The following is a 17,172-nucleotide window of genomic DNA, read 5'->3' as shown; positions in this document are numbered from 1 at the left end:
TTTTTAAACTGAAATACTATTTCAATTTAATGAATAACTAGAAACGAACCATTAGTACGCCTGTTGCCGTTCTATAAAGTCCGCCCAACGGAACACCGGCTGCTGTAGCCGCAGCGTTATCCGGATAGACTTCACAACCTTCTATGATTGCAGGAGTTAAATCGGCACCCGTTTTTACAACGTGAATAGTTGCTTGAGGAGCATAGATATTACCAAACCCAATTTTTCCATTTTTAAGAATAGTAATCATATTACTTCTGTTTGTTGGTCCATCTCCATTACCCAATTGAAAGTAAGGATCTGTTGGAACTGCAAAATTAGTTGGGTCACCATCAATTAGGGCATTATATCTTCCAAAAACCATACTTCCCATCGCTCCGGCAATATTTCCAACACCTAATGTATAGCTGTAATCAGCAACTGATTGATTATTTAATCCATAGGCAACGGCAATTTCACCATTGGCAATATTCTCTCTACCCATTGCGGAAGCAAGGTTTCCTGTAACAGAATTACCTTCTCCTACAGTAAAACTTTTACTTGCATTTACAAAATTCCCAATTCCAATCGCCATAGCATTATCGGTATTGATAATATTATTTTGTCCGATTGCTCCGGAAACATTTCCAAGCACAATATTATTTATTCCGGTTGCGGATGAATTTGGTCCGGAAACTGTGTTGTTTGTTCCAAAAGTCGCAGAGTTCAATCCGATTATCCCTGTGTTTCCAGTTCCTGCTCTAACTGCCCCTCGAACATCAAGAGCGACACCGTCTAACATGTCATTTGTTCCAATTCCTACATTTCCAATTTGATAGATATTTTGTGTGTTTAATGACGCTTTATCGGTTGTTCCTTCAACTTGCCATGGTTCAATTTTTAATGAATTCAAGTCAATTGGTGCGTTATTATCTAACTCATTTGTATAATACAATTCACCGGTTACAGGATCAAAGAATAAATCTGTATTTGTTTCAGTCACGGAACCTGCACCGGTTGAAATTCTTTCCCATTTATTAACATACCAATAATAAAATCCGGGAGTAACATCGGCTTGTGTTGCTTCGTTAAAAACAAGCAAACTGTTTACGTTTCCATTATTAATGGTACTTGCGTCTGTTGTGTTTAAAAGGTTTAGACGAGGAATTAATAATCCTCTCGTATTTCCATCAACATCAATTGCTGTTACATCTAAGTTTGCAGATGGATTTGGAAGAGCAGCTCCGATACTAACTTGTGAAAAAGTTGTTGCGGAAAAAAGTAGGGCGGCAAGTATAATTTTTACTTTCATAATTATTTTTTTAAAATATAATTTTCTTTGTTATTAACTGATTATCTGACATTTTCAGTTGAATTAAAATTGTTTGATTGGCTATGTTTAGATGTTCTATAATTGTTTCATTGGCATTAATTTTCTCTTGATAAATTTTTCTTCCCGTAAGGTCAAATAAAGTGATTTCATTTATTTCATTTAACGAAGATTTTATGTGAATTTCATTGTTTTTGACAAATGCAGTAACTGAACCAACATTGAAATCGGGCTGACTTAAATTATTGTCTTGATAGAGTATTTGAAAACGATTATTTATTGCTCCTTTTTGTTCTTGGAAACGATAAGGACTTTCTTTTAAATCATGAACTAAATTTAAAAAATTGTCTTTTAAGTAAATAGCATTATCATGAAACAATCCGTCAATGGCTGCTAATGCAATTGTATATTGCCCTTGAATAGGAACATTTATACCAATTGAAACCTCATCGTTTATATCAAACGGCAATGGTCTGGCTTGTGTGGTTGTTTTAGATTCTTCTGCAAAAGAATAGATCTGTAGCGAATTTAGATTTTCCTTGGTTGTTGAATCATACAAATCGTCTACGCCAAAAGTTGCTCCTTCTGCATATCCTAAAAGTGTTCTGTTTGATGATAAATTTTCATCTAAAACATCTAACCAAATTCGGTGTTTTTCAAAATTAAAATCAACAATTTCTGTAAGATTGGATGTTCTGTAGAAATTTGCATTTGTATAATTTTTACTTCGCATCGTATTATTAAAATAGGCAAAATCACTAGCTGCTGTTCCGTCTTGCATTTGCACAAAAAAACCTTGCCCGGCTGCAATCATAAAATCATCTTCTAAGGCAGGACAACAAGTTGAGCCCAACAAAGTATAAATTATATAATCATTTGAAGTGTAGTTATAGGCAAACGATCCATAAAAAGGATTTTGATAAGATGTTGATGGGCTATTTCCGTGGGTCCAAACCCTAACTCCTCCAATTATATTTCCTCCGTTTACAGGAGTATTTCTAAAAATAAATCGAGCAGCACTTATGGCTGATGGATATGGATTACCTATCAAATTGAAATTATCATCTAAATTGGTTATGGTTTGTCCATTCAATCCTATATAATCCAGTCCGGTATAATCGCCTCGATAAATTGGGTAACTCAAATCTCCGTTAAAAGGAACACCACTAAAAGTTGCTTTATACGGTTGATTTAGTGTTTCGCTAAATGAATTGGGTGCCCGAACGATGTATCCTTTGCCAGATTCCATTAGGTTTGCGTTTGCATTTGTCCAAATTCCTTGACTGATGTTTCCGCCAGTTCCGTTATTATTATTTTGTAATGTATTCCATTTATATTTTGGTCCGATAATTTCTGTCGGGTTGGCCGAAAGACTATTGATGTTGAATCCGCTCACTCCTCCATTACCAACAACAGGAGACGACCAATAGACGTAGTCTAATTTTTTCACACTTGCAATTCGATTGTATTCAATATCTCCGGTATTTGCAACATTGTTAATTTGAACCAAACTTGCTTTATCTTCAAAAATTAGGTTTGCTCCGGCTTCCACAACAACTTCATTTAAAACGGTTAGATAAATATCCGAAGTGACTGTTACAGTTCTACCTGATTTTACCAAAACCGAACAAGCATCGATGTTGGAAGAAATAACTAAATCGTCATCAATAACAACTGCTTTTCCAATATCTGGGGTGGAACTCCAACTTCCTGAAGTGTAGGTTGCAATTGCTCCTCCTAAAGTTAATGTGTTTGGTGAGGTTGGATGAGTAGTTACAGAATTAACGTTACATGCCACTAATCCACTTCCGGGAACGGCTCCAATTTTTGATAATCTATCTTGAGCAATCACGTAATAACTCAATGTTCCGGCTGATAATCCGGTAAGCGTGAAATTCCAAAAACCATTATTTGCATCACCTGAAACTAATGTTCCGGGAACACTTGACCAAGGTCCGGTATTAATGCGATAGTATAGTCTTGGAATTAAAGTTCCAGAAACATATGTTCCAAAATCATCTGTTATTTGAACATTGGCGAGCACTAAAGAGGTTGGCACCAAACCACATCCTCCTAAAGTTAGTGGTGAATAGATAATTTCCGGTGCTTGAACTGATTCGCCATTAAATTGAACGGCACCCATGTCTATTTCACTTCCTCGGCTAACACTATTAAAATCTAAATCATAAATTGGGTCAATAAGTTGAGCACCTAATTCTGCAAAAGTTTCACCAACGGGTGTCCAAACGCCTTCTTGGTCTCCGGTTCCTTCAACAAGAGTTACATTTTGATAAAAACTTTCAGAATCTGAACCTCCCATTAGAGCTTTATATTTACTGGAACATCCAGCGAATGCGGGATCTACATTAATATTTGGGTCATGAACCGCTGTGAGATTATGATCGATATTAAAACGGTTAAATTCTGTTCCAAAACCATCTCCTTCACAATAAAAATAAGATCTTCTTCCATGAACTGATGGAGCATAAAACAAATTGTTGTTGGAGGCCAAGTGATAGTTTTGCGGGCGTAATCCAGTTACTCCCGGATTAGTAGTCCCGTCTGATGTATTATGACTCTTTATTGCAGCTAGAGCAGAAGCAAAACCTAACGATCTTGGTAACAAATTTACATATAAGATATTGTTTCTTAAATCTAAACTTCCATTACCAACTCTGTTTACATAGCCAACTGCTGTTCCACCAAAATGACTAGTGGTACTACTTGTAACCATCGTAGTATTATCGCCAATTAAAATTGTGTTGTTATACACTTTATAATTAAGTTCTTTTGTAGATAAAGTTAGCCCAAAAATACCTCCTATTTTAGATGCATTATTATGGTATAATTTTGAGATGTGATTATTTACAATTGTATAATCGGAAGTTACTGTATTATCGGCAATCCTAATCCAAACTCCGTTAGTATTAGCCGGTATATCAACGAAAAAAAACGGGGGAACAAAAATTGTTCCAGTCACTGAATTGTTGAATGAAATATTAACTATTTTATTGTTTTTAATAAGTCCGTTATAAGAATTTCCGGTAACATAAATTCCACTAAGATATATTCTGTCGCGAGCAGTTCCGTTGCAGGAAACGTTACTAATTGTGTTTCCTAGAACTACCGGATTATCTGCATTGTCAATGTATACTCCGGCTGTTTCAAAATATGTGGTTCCTCTTCCCATGGATCCAAATACTTTTAGAATTTTATTTTTTTCAATAACTGTATTTTCGCCATAGCTTCTAATTCCATATACTTCACCCCGCCAATTTGCACTAGGGTTGTTTACGTTAGAAATTACAGTATGATCAATTGTGTTATTAATTATCATTGAATTAGCATTTGAACTATTTATTCCTATAGCCAAGGCATCTCCTAATGCAGTAACAAAATTGGTGGTTATTTCATTGTCTTTAACCAAACTAGATGCTCCACAAAAGATTCCTGATGTGCCTGAAATTCCTGTTTGAGCATTGGCTGATGTAAAAATTTTATTATTTTCTATTTCACCATTACCATAAATTCCATTCATTATTATAGTTGTTCCTGCTGTGGCGTTTAGAGAGATATTACTGTTGTTTTTTACAAATCCACTTACAAAAAATATTCCTCTTGCAGTGGCATTCAAATTTGTTGACGAAGCATTAACATTTAAATTTTGATTGTTTAAAATTTGCGTTCCTGCACCCGCAGCAGAACTTTCAATTCCATTAACAGCAACCGCTTCTTGGGCAGTAGCGTTAACTGAAATTAGTTGATTATTTAGAATAATTGAATTAGCTCCACTATTTAAAATGCCTTTAACATTTAGGTTTCCAGAATAATTAATCGCGTTTAATTCTAATAAAGCATTATTAGCAATTTCAATATTGGATGCAGAGTTTCTTATTATTGCGATATTTCCACTTACTGAAACAACATTAAAAACAGGAGCCAAAGTAACGTTAGTATTACCAGAAAGTGAAGAATTTGCGACTGTATTATCTATTCCATATAAATTAACTGAAATGGTTGGTGCTGCTTGAAAAGTTGGTGCAATTGTAATTTCATTTAATGATGTTGTTAAAAGACCAATAGCATTGTTAATTCCTCTAATATTGGTTGTATTTGCCGGCATATTAATCGGAGAAATTGAAATTATGTTAGATACCAATTGGTTGCTAATAGATCCGGCTGTTAAAAATATACCGTTTATTGTACCGCAATAATTATTAATAGAGATTTCATTTTCTATAATCGTAATCACGTTTGCTTTTCCTGAAAGAATTCCATGCGTTGTTCCTAAAAGATTATTAGTTTGTATGGAAATACTGTTGTTAGAAATTGTTCTATTTGTCAGAGGTGTCCCATCATTACTATAAATTCCACAAATGGTAGTGGTTCCGGTTGAAACAAAACTGTTTGATAATGTAATGCTATTATCTTGAACTAAATAATCTACAGCTGTACTTGTTGAAGAGCTATAAATACCATAAAAAATTGAAGCTGTATTGTTGCTTCCTTTATCTATTGAAATTGTATTTAGATTAACATTTATCTGATTTGAAGAAATCCCATTATGAGAAATTCCAATTACTGCACCATTTGTTCGTAACGATTGACCCACGGGAGTTGATAAATTATTACTATTTATTTCTCTTATAATAGCTGTTGCAACATCTGCTTGAATAAAATGAATTACATCTGAATGATCCGTATTTAGATAACTAATTTGCATTTGGTTTTCAGAAATAATCATATCGCCCATTTGTCTATCTATAAAAATTCCTTTAGTAAATTTTGAAACAGGCAGGCTTACAGACGAATTAATTAAAGAAATTTCGTTATTTGTGATTTTTACTTTTGATAAATCATTTCCCATTCTAGACCAAACACCATACATGCTTTCATTTAGATTATTTTTAATTGTTATGAAATTATTTTCACATACATTAGTATAACCTGTAGCTGTTGGTTGTATAACAGTGCCCGACCAGCCAATCAAAACCCCAACCATCGAAATTGGTGTAGTTAAACTTCCATCTATACTTGTAATAATATTATCTGAAATAGTAAAATTATACGATTGATTAACCAAAATTCCCTGGGTGGTTGTGCCTAACTTGTGATAAAGTGACGAAGCTTCTCCATTTCCAATACCAAAGTTTGTAATTGTGTTTTCATTAATTATCCAACCCGAATCCATTGCAGCTGCCGTATTTGAACCAATCACAACAATACCTAAATTTGCCCCACTTATGTTGTTCAATAAAATTGAATTATCCGAATTAGAACCTAAAATACTTGTGTTACTAACTGAAGCTATTCCATTTACTGCGGTTGTAATTGTTGTAGAAAAAATCCCAATCGTATTTGGATAATTGGTAGAACCTGTATTTAGACTAACTGTACAATTTCTAATTATATTGTTTTTAGCTCCATCAGTGTTTGTTGCTTTAAAAAATGCATATCCAAACTCCGTCATGTTGTTAGAAGCTATAGTAGCATTTGTGTTTAATGGGTTTTCAGACACATCAATTCCATCAAAAGTTATAAAATCAGATCCTATGAATTTTATAACTGCATCCATAATCCCTCCTGCAAAATGATTTTCTCCAGCTATTACCAAAGGATTTACCCCAACTCCACTTTTTTGAAAAACAATGGTGTTTGTGCTACTTGTGCCAGCAACAGAAGCAAAAACGATTCCTCCAGGTATTGTTGCACTAATTCCTAATGGGGCAGTTTCCAAATGACCCGCCAAAACATTAAAAACCACGGGGCCACTTATTCCAAAAGTATTTAATGCAATAGCCGCATCTCCAATTGTACTGTAATCACCAGGTATAGTATAAGTGCCAGCCAGCGGAACTAAAGAGTTTGACTCAAATATCACAAGCGGATTTGATTGACAAATATAATTTGTCAAAAAGAAAAACACTATGGATGTCACACACCTTATTTTCAACATAATAATAGTTACTTTACTTATTGACTTTGTTAACTGATTATTAACCACATACACAATCAACAAATGTAATAAGAATATTATTCATTGTTTGTAGAACAAAAACGATTTGAACGTAGTATTATTTCTATAAAGTTAAGCATTTTTAACAGTAAATAAAGTTGTATACAAAAATATGCTCCATTTTCTTTCCCCATTTTTAGTAAATCACATCTAAAAAACTATAAAAATATAACAATTGTTAATTGATTTGTTACATTTCTTTACCTACTTTTGCATCAATTAAAACGAAACAAATGAAACCAGATTTATTTCAAGCTCCTGATTATTATTTATTAGATGATTTACTTACGGATGAGCATAAATTAGTGCGTGATTCTGCACGTGCTTGGGTTAAAAGAGAAGTTTCTCCAATAATTGAAGACTACGCTCAACGAGCAGAATTTCCGAAACAAATTATAAAAGGTTTGGGAGAAATTGGTGGTTTTGGACCTTATATACCAGAAGAATATGGTGGTGCAGGCTTAGACCAAATCTCTTACGGATTAATCATGCAGGAAATCGAAAGAGGTGATTCTGGAGTTCGTTCTACATCTTCCGTTCAGTCTTCTTTAGTTATGTATCCAATTTGGAAATATGGAAACGAAGAACAACGCATGAAATATTTACCAAAATTAGCCACAGGTGAAATGATGGGTTGCTTTGGTTTAACCGAACCTGACCACGGCTCAAATCCAGGTGGAATGACAACTAATTTTAAAGACAAAGGCGATCATTATTTGTTAAACGGAGCCAAAATGTGGATATCTAATGCTCCATTTGCAGACATCGCTGTTGTTTGGGCAAAAAATGAAGAAGGAAGAATTCACGGTTTAATAGTTGAACGTGGAATGGAAGGTTTTACAACGCCTGAAACACACAATAAATGGTCACTTCGTGCATCTGCAACAGGCGAATTAATTTTTGATAACGTAAAAGTTCCTAAAGAAAATTTATTGCCAAATAAATCAGGTTTAGGTGCTCCGCTTGGTTGCTTAGATTCTGCTCGTTACGGAATTGCTTGGGGTGCAATCGGTGCTGCTATGGATTGTTATGATACGGCTTTACGCTATGCAAAAGAACGAATTCAGTTTGATAAACCCATTGCTGCAACACAATTACAACAGAAAAAATTAGCAGAAATGATTACCGAAATCACCAAAGCTCAATTGCTAACTTGGCGTTTAGGTGTTTTGCGTAATGAAGGAAAAGCAACAACTGCTCAAATTTCTATGGCTAAAAGAAATAATGTGGACATGGCTATAAATATTGCTAGAGAAGCTCGTCAGATACTTGGCGGAATGGGAATTACAGGTGAATATTCAATCATGCGACACAGTATGAATTTGGAATCTGTGATTACGTATGAAGGCACGCACGACATTCATTTACTTATTACCGGAGCAGATATTACCGGCATGCAAGCATTCAAATAAGTAAACAATAATTAAAATCAATACAAAAAGCTTCTTCATTCGAGGAAGCTTTTTTAGCTTTGTATAAATAAAACTATCATCCTTCCTATTTCGTACTTATAAATAAAAATTGCCATGAATATCAAAACCATCAACGAAAAAATACTACCTCAAAAAGAGCAACTACTAAATCATTCTTTATACAAAAAAATAAAAACTATTGATGATTTAAGACAATTTCAAGAATCTCATATTTATGCTGTTTGGGATTTTATGTCGCTCTTGAAAGCATTACAATCCGCTTTGACGTGTACTTCTACACCATGGTTACCAGTGGGAAATCCGGAAACACGTTATCTTATCAACGAAATAGTACTTGCAGAAGAAACCGATATTTCCCTTGACGGAAAAAGACAAAGTCACTACGAAATGTATATTGACGCCATGCAATCATGTGGTGCAGACATCAGACCAATTGAATCATTTTTAGATAATGTTATAAAAACTAAAAACATATTTGTTTCCATCAAACAAAGTGATTTACATCCAAATATTAAAGATTTTCTCGATTTTACATTCCGAGTGATTGAACAAGGCAAACCACATGAAATTGCCGCCGCTTTCACTTTTGGAAGAGAAGATTTAATTCCGGAAATGTTTACCGCTATTTTGAAAAACTTTCAAACCAATTTTCCTGAAACTGATTTATCTAAATTGATTTACTATTTTGAAAGACACATCGAATTGGACGGTGATGAACATGGACCAATGGCCATGATTATGATAAACGAATTATGCGGTGAAAACGAAACAAAATGGAAAGAAGTGGAAGAAGTCTCGATTCTGGCATTAGAAAAAAGAATTGCACTTTGGGATGCAATTGAAGAAAAAATTTCACTAAAAGAAGTTTGCTACTAATTGATTTCTACTATCTTTAGTATTTAATTTCAAAAAAATGTCATCACAAACCCGACTTTCAAGAGCTTTTGAAAACGCCAAAAGAATTCCGTTTGACAACAAGTCAAAATTTATTCTTTTTAGCGATTGTCATCGTGGTGATGCAAGTTTTGCCGATGATTTTGCCAGCAACCGAAACATCTACTTTCATGCAATGAACCATTATTTTACTGAAGGTTTTAGCTATTGTGAATTGGGAGACGGAGATGAATTGTGGGAAAACCTTTTCTTTAAAGAAATTTTTGAAGCTCATAAAAATGTGTATTTGCTTTTGAAAAAATTTCACGATTCCAGTAGACTTCACATGATTTATGGTAATCATGACATGGTTTACCGTGATAAAAATGTGGTAAAGAAAAAATTAAGTACTTTTTTTGATCCAAAAACTGGTAAAGACGAACCGTTATTTACGGGAATTGAATACCATGAAGCCATCGTACTTGAAAATTCTGAAACAGGTCAGAAACTATTTTTAACCCACGGTCATCAGGCCGATTTTATGAATTATATTGGTTGGAAAATCAATCGATTTTTGGTTCAAATTTTATGGAAGCCTCTTCAAGTTTGGGGAATTAAAGACCCAACCAGTCCGGCAAAAAACTATGTTGAATTAATTAAAATCGAACGTCGAATAAAAAAATGGATAGCTGACAACAACAATCTCATCACAATTACCGGACACACGCATCGTCCCCGATTTCCGAATACAAATGACAATTCGATTAATTATTTTAACGACGGAAGTTGTGTTCATCCCAGAAGTATTACCGGTATTGAAATTGTGGAAGGAACAATTGCTTTAATTAAATGGTTTATCGATACTAAATCAGATGGAACCTTGCAAATTGTAAAAGAAATTTTAGAAGGACCGGTTGAATTAACCGCTTACCAAAGAAAAGAAATATGAAAAAGCAAATTTATTTATTTACAATTCTTTTTTTATCATTCTTCGGATGTTCCAATGATGATGAAACAGTGCAAAACATTCCAAATCCAACAGTCAGAAATATAAAATATTTAGCTTTAGGTGATAGCTATACGATTGGTCAAAGTGTTTGTGAAACATGTCGATTTCCTACACAATTGAAAGACAGTTTGCAAAACTCTTTAACCTCTTCTGATAACATTTCTGTAAAAGTCGTGGCTCAAACCGGTTGGACAACAACCAACTTGAAAAATGCTATTGCGAATGAAAATTTAATAGCAGAATATGATTTGGTTACGTTGTTAATTGGTGTAAATAATCAATACCAAAACAGACCTTTTTCATTATACGAAACTGAATTTCCAGAGTTGTTACAAACAGCAATTGCATTAGCAAAAGGAGACAAAAATCGTGTGATTGTCGTTTCAATTCCGGATTATGCTTATACTCCATTTGGGCAATCGAGTTCAAATCCTTCAACTATTTCAAGTCAACTGGATAATTACAATGCTTTTGCAAAAAACCATGCAGAATCTCTCGGTATTGAATTTGTAAATATTACAGATATTACTCGAGAAGGATTAAACAACCCAAATTTGGTTGCCTCAGATAATTTGCATCCGTCTGAATTGGCTTATTCGAAATTTGTAGAAAGATTACTGCCAATTGCAAAAACTATTTTAGGGATCTAAAAAACAAACAATCAGATTAATACTTACATTTTTTATTTCATAAAACAGAAATTGAAGCATTTTTTGTTTTTAAAAAACATGAATATCAGCTATTTAACTGAATTTTTACTATTGATTAATGTTGGCTGTCCACTCTTCATAAGAAACAACGCCTAATTCGGGTTTCGCTTTTTCTTCTAAAATAGAGATAAACTCTAAATAGTGACCGTCTGGATCGTTAAAATAAATTGCTATTGCAGGCATCCAAGCAAAAACCATAGGCCTTTCTGTTCCATCATTTAAAAAATTGTAGGGTTTTAAACCATTTTGATTTAAAAATTCAGTTGCCTTATTCAAAATAAATTCTTTCTCACACCTAAAAGCAAAATGTCGTTTATCAATTTCATTTTTTGGTTTTTCCCAAAGTCCTAACATTGCTTCTTTTGGTTTTCCTATCCAAAAAAATGCGGCTCTTCGTTCTTTCTCATAATAACATTGTTCAAGTCCGAGAATGTTTTTATAAAAATCGATTGAAACTTCTAAATTTTCAACAAATAAATGTGTTTCGTAAAGCCCTTTTATCATAAATAGTAAATGCTGTAAATTTTACTTAATATCTGTAAGCTCCTAATTTAGCTTTAGTAAAATCACTTACGACTATTGTTCAGGAGCAATCTCAATCTCCAATCCATCAATTTCTGGGGTAATTGGAATTTGACAGCCTAAACGAGAATTATCTTTTACGTGATAGGCTTCCCACAACATAGCTTCTTCATCTGGATTTCGTTCTAGTGAAACTATGTCATTCAACACATAACATTGACAAGAAGCACACATGGCCATTCCGCCACAAACACCGATAGTTCCTTCTTCGGCTAATTCGTAGGCACGAATGAGTTCCATGATGTTCATGTTCATGTCGGTTGGAGCTTGGACTTCGTGTTGGGCTCCGTTTCGGTCGGTTATTTTGATGGTGATGTCTTGGGACATAATTTCTTTGTTTCAGGTTTCAAGTTTCAGGTTTCCAAAGAACTTGAAACCTGAAACTTGAAACAAAAATAATTTATTCAATCGATTTTACAACTGCTTTTTCTGCTTCTTTTCGTGTTCCGTCAAAACCATCAACGCCAGAAACTGTGGTATATTTCAGCACATATTTTTTGCCGGGATTTAATCTATTGTAAACACTTTGACACATTAAGGTGGCTTCGTGGAATCCGCATAAAATAAGTTTTAATTTTCCGGGATAGATGTTTACGTCGCCAATGGCATAAATTCCTTCGATGTTAGTTTGATAATCTAATGCATTATTTACTTTAATCGCATTTTTTTCGATTTCCAATCCCCAGTTTGCGATTGCTCCTAGTTTTGGTGTTAAGCCGAAAAGGGGAATAAAATAATCAGTCTCAACATTCATTCTTGCTCCGTTAATTTCGATGTCAACCGATTCGATGCGTTCGGATCCTTTGAAGCCAATGACTTCGGCGGGTGTGATTAATTTTATTTTACCGGAATTTTTTAATTCTTGTACTTTTTCTACGGAATCTAATGCTCCACGAAATTCGTTTCTTCGGTGAACTAAGGTTACTTCTGAAGCCACATCAGAAAGGAAAATACTCCAATCTAAGGCTGAATCACCACCACCGGAAATGACAATTTTTTTTCCACGATACTTTTCAGGATCTTTTACGAAGTAATCTACTCCGCGATCGTTTTGTTCGTAGAATTCGATGTCTTTTAATAATGGTTTTCTGGGTTCGAATGTTCCTAAACCGCCGGCAATCGCAATAGCTTTCGCTTGATGTTGCGTACCTTTATTGGTAGTCACAATAAAACTTCCGTCTTCCAGTTTTTCAATGGTTTCGGCTGTTTCTCCCAAGGTAAATCCGGGTTGGAATTGCTTGATTTGTTCCATCAAATTGTTGACCAAATCGCCTGCCAATACTTCGGGATAACCCGGAATATCGTATATTGGTTTTTTGGGATATAATTCGGCTAATTGCCCTCCGGGTTGCGGAAGTGCATCAATAAGGTGACATTTTAATTTTAATAATCCTGCTTCGAAAACGGCGAAAAGTCCGGTGGGGCCGGCTCCAATAATAAGTATGTCGGTTTGTATCATTTTTAAAGTTGCTGAGTTGCTGAGAATCTGAGTTGCTGAGTTTTTAGGTTTTACTTTGCGAAAATAGTTCTTCTTTTTTCTTTTGGATATGATATTTGTCAGTTAGCAAGGTTTGCGTGAGGGATAGTAGCGGAAAGCCCACAGCCACAACGGAGCTTGCGGAGTTGAGGCGAGGACTTGCAGCGGATAGCCCGACCCGTAGCTTGCGGAGGGGCACGCCCAAAAAATTTAAGCTACGTTTTCGACTGTTTCGATTTGTGGCACATATTTTTTGATGGTCGTTTCTACACCGGCTTTCAACGTCATTTGGTTTACGCTACAGCCTACGCAGGCTCCTTCGAGTCGCACTTTTACGTGTTTGTCGTCGAGCACATCGATGAGTGAAATATCGCCGCCATCTGATTTGAGGAACGGACGGATTTCATCTAATGCTTTTTCGATTTCTACTCTGATTTCTTCGTTTGTCATTATTTCTTTCCTTTTACAGCCGAACATCCGGCCATTGTGGTTATTTTGATTGCTTCGGTTGGTGGTAAACTTTCGTTTCTGTTTACTACTTCTTGCACAACATTTCGGGCAATTTCTTCGAAAGCGGCTTCTAGCGGCGTTGCGGTTTGAAGTGCTGCAGGACGACCGTAATCCCCCGCTTCGCGAATGCTTTGAATTAGCGGAATTTCGCCCAACATTGGCACTTGCAAATCTTCGGCTAAATTTTTGGCTCCTTCTTTTCCAAAGATATAATATTTGTTGTTTGGAAGTTCTTCCGGCGTGAAATAAGCCATATTTTCAATGATACCTAACACGGGAACGCTAATTGCATCTGATAAAAACATTGAAACGCCTTTTTTAGCATCGGCTAACGCGACGGCTTGCGGCGTGCTCACAACAACGGCTCCTGTGATGGGCAGCGATTGCATAATGGAAAGGTGAATGTCGCCTGTTCCGGGTGGTAAATCGATGAGAAGGAAGTCAAGTTGACCCCAATCGGCATCAAAAATCATTTGGTTTAAGGCTTTGGCAGCCATTGGTCCACGCCAAATGACAGCTTGGTCGGGTTTGGTGAAAAATCCGATAGAAAGAATTTTTACTTCGTAACTTTCTACGGGTTTCATTTTTGATTTTCCGTCGACCTCAACTGAGATTGGTTTTGAGTGCTCAACGTCGAACATAATTGGCATTGATGGTCCGTAAATATCGGCATCTAAAACACCTACATTGAATCCCATTTTGGCTAACGTTACGGCTAAATTGGCTGTTACGGTAGATTTTCCAACGCCGCCTTTTCCGGATGCAATGGCAACGATGTTGCTGATTCCCGGAATTGGTTTTCCTTTGATTAGGTTTGGGTTTTCAGGTTTTTCGGGAGCTTCTACTTTGATGTTGACTTTTACTTTGGCCTTTTCATACACCAAATCATGAATCGTTTTGATGATATCTACTTCTGCTCTTTTCTTAATATGTAAAGCGGGAGTTGATAATACTAATTCCACCACTACTTCATCGCCAAAAGTGAGTACGTTTTGCACGGCTCCGCCTTCAACCATATTCTTTCCTTCGCCAGCCACAGAAATGGTTTCTAAGGCTTTGAGTATTTCTTTTCTGTCGAGTTTCATAATTTACCTCACCCCAAATTTTGGGCAATTTTGAGTTAATAAAAAATCAGTTTTATTTATACTGAATTTAGATTGCAAAGATAATACGAAAAGTGCAGAAACAGTAGTTAAAGAATTGAAAATGTTTATGGAGGGATAGATGAGCAGTCGCAGTGTTCAGTAGCAGTGTATAGTCGCAGTTTTCAGTCGCAGTCGCAGTTGTAGTTTAAAGTGGGAACGTGCAAAGGTCGAAGAATAATAAAAATTTCTTGATTTAATCGTTCAATCTATTTTCGATATCCATTCTTTCGTGCAAAACTCGAATGACTTCAATTTCGTTGAATTTATTTTTTTTGAAGAAAATCAAGTGCGATTTAATTTTTGAATATCGGTATGATTTTCTAAGCTTTCCGAAATCTTGTGCCATTTCGAAATTATTGGAAATGAATTCAATTTCGTCGAAGATTAAATTATAGTACCGGTTAGCTTGCTCAACTGACCAATTTTGGGCAGTATAAACCCAAATAGCATTTATGTCTTCTAATGCCTTTTCGCTAATTGTATAATTGGGCATTATTTTTGAAACGAAGCATTTAATTGTTCAAGATTTTTGTTTCTGTCAAAATCTTTAATTTTTTTACTTTTTTCACCAACTTTTAATTCATTGATAAGCGATTTAGTTTTGTTTTCTTCTTGTTCAAAAAAACGCAAAGCTGTACGAACAACTTCGCTCACGGAACTATATTTTCCTGACGCAATTTGTTCGTTGATGAAGTTTTCAAAATGCTCTCCTAGCAAAATGGAAGTGTTTTTTGCCATAATTTTTTTTACAAATATACCAATTGTTGGTATTTTATAAAATTATTTTTTATTATTATTGGATTAAATAATCATCTCACGGTTGAAACCGTGGGCTATGTCTAACTATTTGATAAAAAATTACAACTGATTTTTAGTAAGTAAATTGATTCTCACAGATGCATATTGAAACAATAAATCATTTTTTAAAACTTCGTATTCGGCATTTAATCGTTGGTTTTTAATGGTTGAAAACACAACTGCATCTGTTTTTCCGGTTAAGAATTTTGCTTGCGAAGTGGTAAACATTTTTTCTGCCAAGTCAAATGAATTTTTGAGTTTTTGATTGCGTTGCAAATAGTTATTCTTTTGCGTTTTTTCTAATTCGATTTGTTGATTGATTTTAATTTTTTCTTGTTCGACTTCCCATTTGGTTTTTTCGGTTTGAATTTTTGCCGCAGCAATTCTACGGTTGTGTTTGAATCCGGTGAAAATTGGTATTTGCAATTGCAAGCCCGCCTGATGGTATTTGTTGTTGTCAAATTGAGTTCGAAAATCATCTACCACAACATTTGGTTGATTTATCGGAGCAGAATAAAACGTTGAAAACCCATAAAAAGCAGATAAGGTCGGAAGGTTGTCTCCTCTTAAAATACCTACCTCTTTTTTGGAACTTTTATAATTCATTTCGGCAAAATCTAGTTTTGGATTGTTGGTTATTTCAACATTATTTTCATTTGAATTTGTAGCAAAATAAGGTTCTAAAATTACATTTTTAGAAGTTGTTTCATTATCATTCATCAACTGAAAAAGTTCTTTTTTTTGGTATTCATACAATTGTTCTGAAACTAAAATTTGATTTTCTTCCTGTGAGAAATTGAATTGCATATCATATAAATCGCTTTTGGGTTTGCTTCCGATTTCGACTTCTTTTTGAATTCTTTCCAAATTATAAACTGCATTTTTAAATTGTTCTTTTTGAATTTTAAGTTGTTCCTGACTGTATAAAACTTCAAAATATTTTTCGAGCAATTGCAATTTATATTCGTATTCAATGACTTCTTTGTCGGCTTTACTCAATTCGACTTCCAATTTATTTTTTCGAGCTGTGGATAGGTTAGAGAAATCGAGCACATTGATACTGGCATTCAAATTCACGTTATCCCACTGAATATCTGAACTCACTCTTGAATTGGTATTAGGGTCGATGGTTGAACCAAAATTATAGCTATGATTAGCACTTAATCCTACCGAAGGAACCAATTCCAACAAAGGATGCGTATAATTTTTCTTGGAACGCAAAATCTCCAATTGCTGAATTTTTATGTCGATATTGTTATTCAAAGCCACATCAAAACACTTTTGGAGTGACCAAGACATTTCTTGGCCAC

14 protein-coding genes are annotated in these 17,172 nt (G+C 34.8%); 4 read left to right on the top strand and 10 right to left on the bottom strand.

Annotated elements, in window-relative coordinates:
- Positions 1–37: 37 nt before the first annotated feature.
- Both AC23MC_RS06535 and AC23MC_RS06530 read right to left on the bottom strand, forming a co-directional pair.
- Complete coding sequence (locus AC23MC_RS06535) at positions 38–1,291, bottom strand: hypothetical protein (RefSeq protein ID WP_487567554.1); 1,254 nt, start codon at positions 1,289–1,291, stop codon at positions 38–40.
- Between the two features lie 10 nt (positions 1,292–1,301).
- Complete coding sequence (locus AC23MC_RS06530) at positions 1,302–7,247, bottom strand: hypothetical protein (protein WP_487570635.1); 5,946 nt, start codon at positions 7,245–7,247, stop codon at positions 1,302–1,304.
- Positions 7,248–7,558: 311 nt separating this feature from the next.
- Here AC23MC_RS06530 and AC23MC_RS06525 point away from each other — a divergent pair, with 311 nt between their 5' ends.
- The 4 genes from AC23MC_RS06525 to AC23MC_RS06510 all read left to right on the top strand — a co-directional run bounded on the left by AC23MC_RS06525 (position 7,559) and on the right by AC23MC_RS06510 (position 11,290).
- Positions 7,559–8,737: an acyl-CoA dehydrogenase family protein gene (locus AC23MC_RS06525; protein ID WP_248432593.1), complete on the top strand. Its 1,179-nt coding sequence runs from the start codon at positions 7,559–7,561 to the stop codon at positions 8,735–8,737.
- Between the two features lie 114 nt (positions 8,738–8,851).
- Positions 8,852–9,634: a DUF3050 domain-containing protein gene (locus tag AC23MC_RS06520; RefSeq protein ID WP_487567556.1), complete on the top strand. Its 783-nt coding sequence runs from the start codon at positions 8,852–8,854 to the stop codon at positions 9,632–9,634.
- Positions 9,635–9,671: 37 nt separating this feature from the next.
- Positions 9,672–10,580: a metallophosphoesterase gene (locus tag AC23MC_RS06515; RefSeq protein WP_487567557.1), complete on the top strand. Its 909-nt coding sequence runs from the start codon at positions 9,672–9,674 to the stop codon at positions 10,578–10,580.
- Complete coding sequence (locus AC23MC_RS06510) at positions 10,577–11,290, top strand: SGNH/GDSL hydrolase family protein (protein WP_487567558.1); 714 nt, start codon at positions 10,577–10,579, stop codon at positions 11,288–11,290. The genes AC23MC_RS06515 and AC23MC_RS06510 overlap by 4 nt, the downstream gene beginning before the upstream one ends.
- A 108-nt stretch (positions 11,291–11,398) precedes the next feature.
- Here AC23MC_RS06510 and AC23MC_RS06505 read toward each other — a convergent pair whose 3' ends face one another.
- From AC23MC_RS06505 to AC23MC_RS06470, 8 genes are all read right to left on the bottom strand, one after another.
- Positions 11,399–11,854, bottom strand: coding sequence for a VOC family protein (locus AC23MC_RS06505; RefSeq protein WP_487567559.1), 456 nt, complete (start codon positions 11,852–11,854; stop codon positions 11,399–11,401).
- Between the two features lie 72 nt (positions 11,855–11,926).
- Positions 11,927–12,259: a 2Fe-2S iron-sulfur cluster-binding family protein gene (locus AC23MC_RS06500; protein ID WP_487567560.1), complete on the bottom strand. Its 333-nt coding sequence runs from the start codon at positions 12,257–12,259 to the stop codon at positions 11,927–11,929.
- A 73-nt stretch (positions 12,260–12,332) separates the two neighbouring features.
- Positions 12,333–13,391, bottom strand: a complete 1,059-nt coding sequence (locus tag AC23MC_RS06495; RefSeq protein ID WP_487567561.1) for an NAD(P)/FAD-dependent oxidoreductase — start codon at positions 13,389–13,391, stop codon at positions 12,333–12,335.
- Positions 13,392–13,619: 228 nt separating this feature from the next.
- Positions 13,620–13,859, bottom strand: a complete 240-nt coding sequence (locus AC23MC_RS06490; RefSeq protein WP_248432573.1) for a NifU family protein — start codon at positions 13,857–13,859, stop codon at positions 13,620–13,622.
- Positions 13,859–15,004, bottom strand: coding sequence for an Mrp/NBP35 family ATP-binding protein (locus tag AC23MC_RS06485; RefSeq protein WP_487567562.1), 1,146 nt, complete (start codon positions 15,002–15,004; stop codon positions 13,859–13,861). Before AC23MC_RS06485 ends, AC23MC_RS06490 begins: the two co-directional genes overlap by 1 nt.
- Before the next feature lie 253 nt (positions 15,005–15,257).
- Positions 15,258–15,557: a type II toxin-antitoxin system RelE/ParE family toxin gene (locus AC23MC_RS06480; RefSeq protein WP_487567563.1), complete on the bottom strand. Its 300-nt coding sequence runs from the start codon at positions 15,555–15,557 to the stop codon at positions 15,258–15,260.
- Positions 15,557–15,802: a type II toxin-antitoxin system ParD family antitoxin gene (locus AC23MC_RS06475; protein ID WP_248432567.1), complete on the bottom strand. Its 246-nt coding sequence runs from the start codon at positions 15,800–15,802 to the stop codon at positions 15,557–15,559. Before AC23MC_RS06475 ends, AC23MC_RS06480 begins: the two co-directional genes overlap by 1 nt.
- A 120-nt stretch (positions 15,803–15,922) precedes the next feature.
- Positions 15,923–17,161 (bottom strand): TolC family protein, encoded by a 1,239-nt coding sequence (locus AC23MC_RS06470; RefSeq protein WP_487567564.1) that lies wholly within the window; start codon positions 17,159–17,161, stop codon positions 15,923–15,925.
- Positions 17,162–17,172: the final 11 nt, after the last annotated feature.

Source organism: Flavobacterium sp. T50_26, assembly GCF_057652995.1.
This window is presented reverse-complemented; position numbering and strand designations above follow the sequence as displayed.

What these genes read in the sequence shown, in the direction of transcription:
- AC23MC_RS06535 (WP_487567554.1), bottom strand. Translation starts at nt 1,291, where the DNA reads ATGAAAGTAAAAATTATACTTGCCGCCCTACTTTTTTCCGCAACAACT.
- AC23MC_RS06525 (WP_248432593.1), top strand. Translation starts at nt 7,559, where the DNA reads ATGAAACCAGATTTATTTCAAGCTCCTGATTATTATTTATTAGATGAT.
- AC23MC_RS06520 (WP_487567556.1), top strand. Translation starts at nt 8,852, where the DNA reads ATGAATATCAAAACCATCAACGAAAAAATACTACCTCAAAAAGAGCAA.
- AC23MC_RS06515 (WP_487567557.1), top strand. Translation starts at nt 9,672, where the DNA reads ATGTCATCACAAACCCGACTTTCAAGAGCTTTTGAAAACGCCAAAAGA.
- AC23MC_RS06510 (WP_487567558.1), top strand. Translation starts at nt 10,577, where the DNA reads ATGAAAAAGCAAATTTATTTATTTACAATTCTTTTTTTATCATTCTTC.
- AC23MC_RS06505 (WP_487567559.1), bottom strand. Translation starts at nt 11,854, where the DNA reads ATGATAAAAGGGCTTTACGAAACACATTTATTTGTTGAAAATTTAGAA.
- AC23MC_RS06500 (WP_487567560.1), bottom strand. Translation starts at nt 12,259, where the DNA reads ATGTCCCAAGACATCACCATCAAAATAACCGACCGAAACGGAGCCCAA.
- AC23MC_RS06495 (WP_487567561.1), bottom strand. Translation starts at nt 13,391, where the DNA reads ATGATACAAACCGACATACTTATTATTGGAGCCGGCCCCACCGGACTT.
- AC23MC_RS06490 (WP_248432573.1), bottom strand. Translation starts at nt 13,859, where the DNA reads ATGACAAACGAAGAAATCAGAGTAGAAATCGAAAAAGCATTAGATGAA.
- AC23MC_RS06485 (WP_487567562.1), bottom strand. Translation starts at nt 15,004, where the DNA reads ATGAAACTCGACAGAAAAGAAATACTCAAAGCCTTAGAAACCATTTCT.
- AC23MC_RS06480 (WP_487567563.1), bottom strand. Translation starts at nt 15,557, where the DNA reads ATGCCCAATTATACAATTAGCGAAAAGGCATTAGAAGACATAAATGCT.
- AC23MC_RS06475 (WP_248432567.1), bottom strand. Translation starts at nt 15,802, where the DNA reads ATGGCAAAAAACACTTCCATTTTGCTAGGAGAGCATTTTGAAAACTTC.
- AC23MC_RS06470 (WP_487567564.1), bottom strand. Translation starts at nt 17,161, where the DNA reads ATGTCTTGGTCACTCCAAAAGTGTTTTGATGTGGCTTTGAATAACAAT.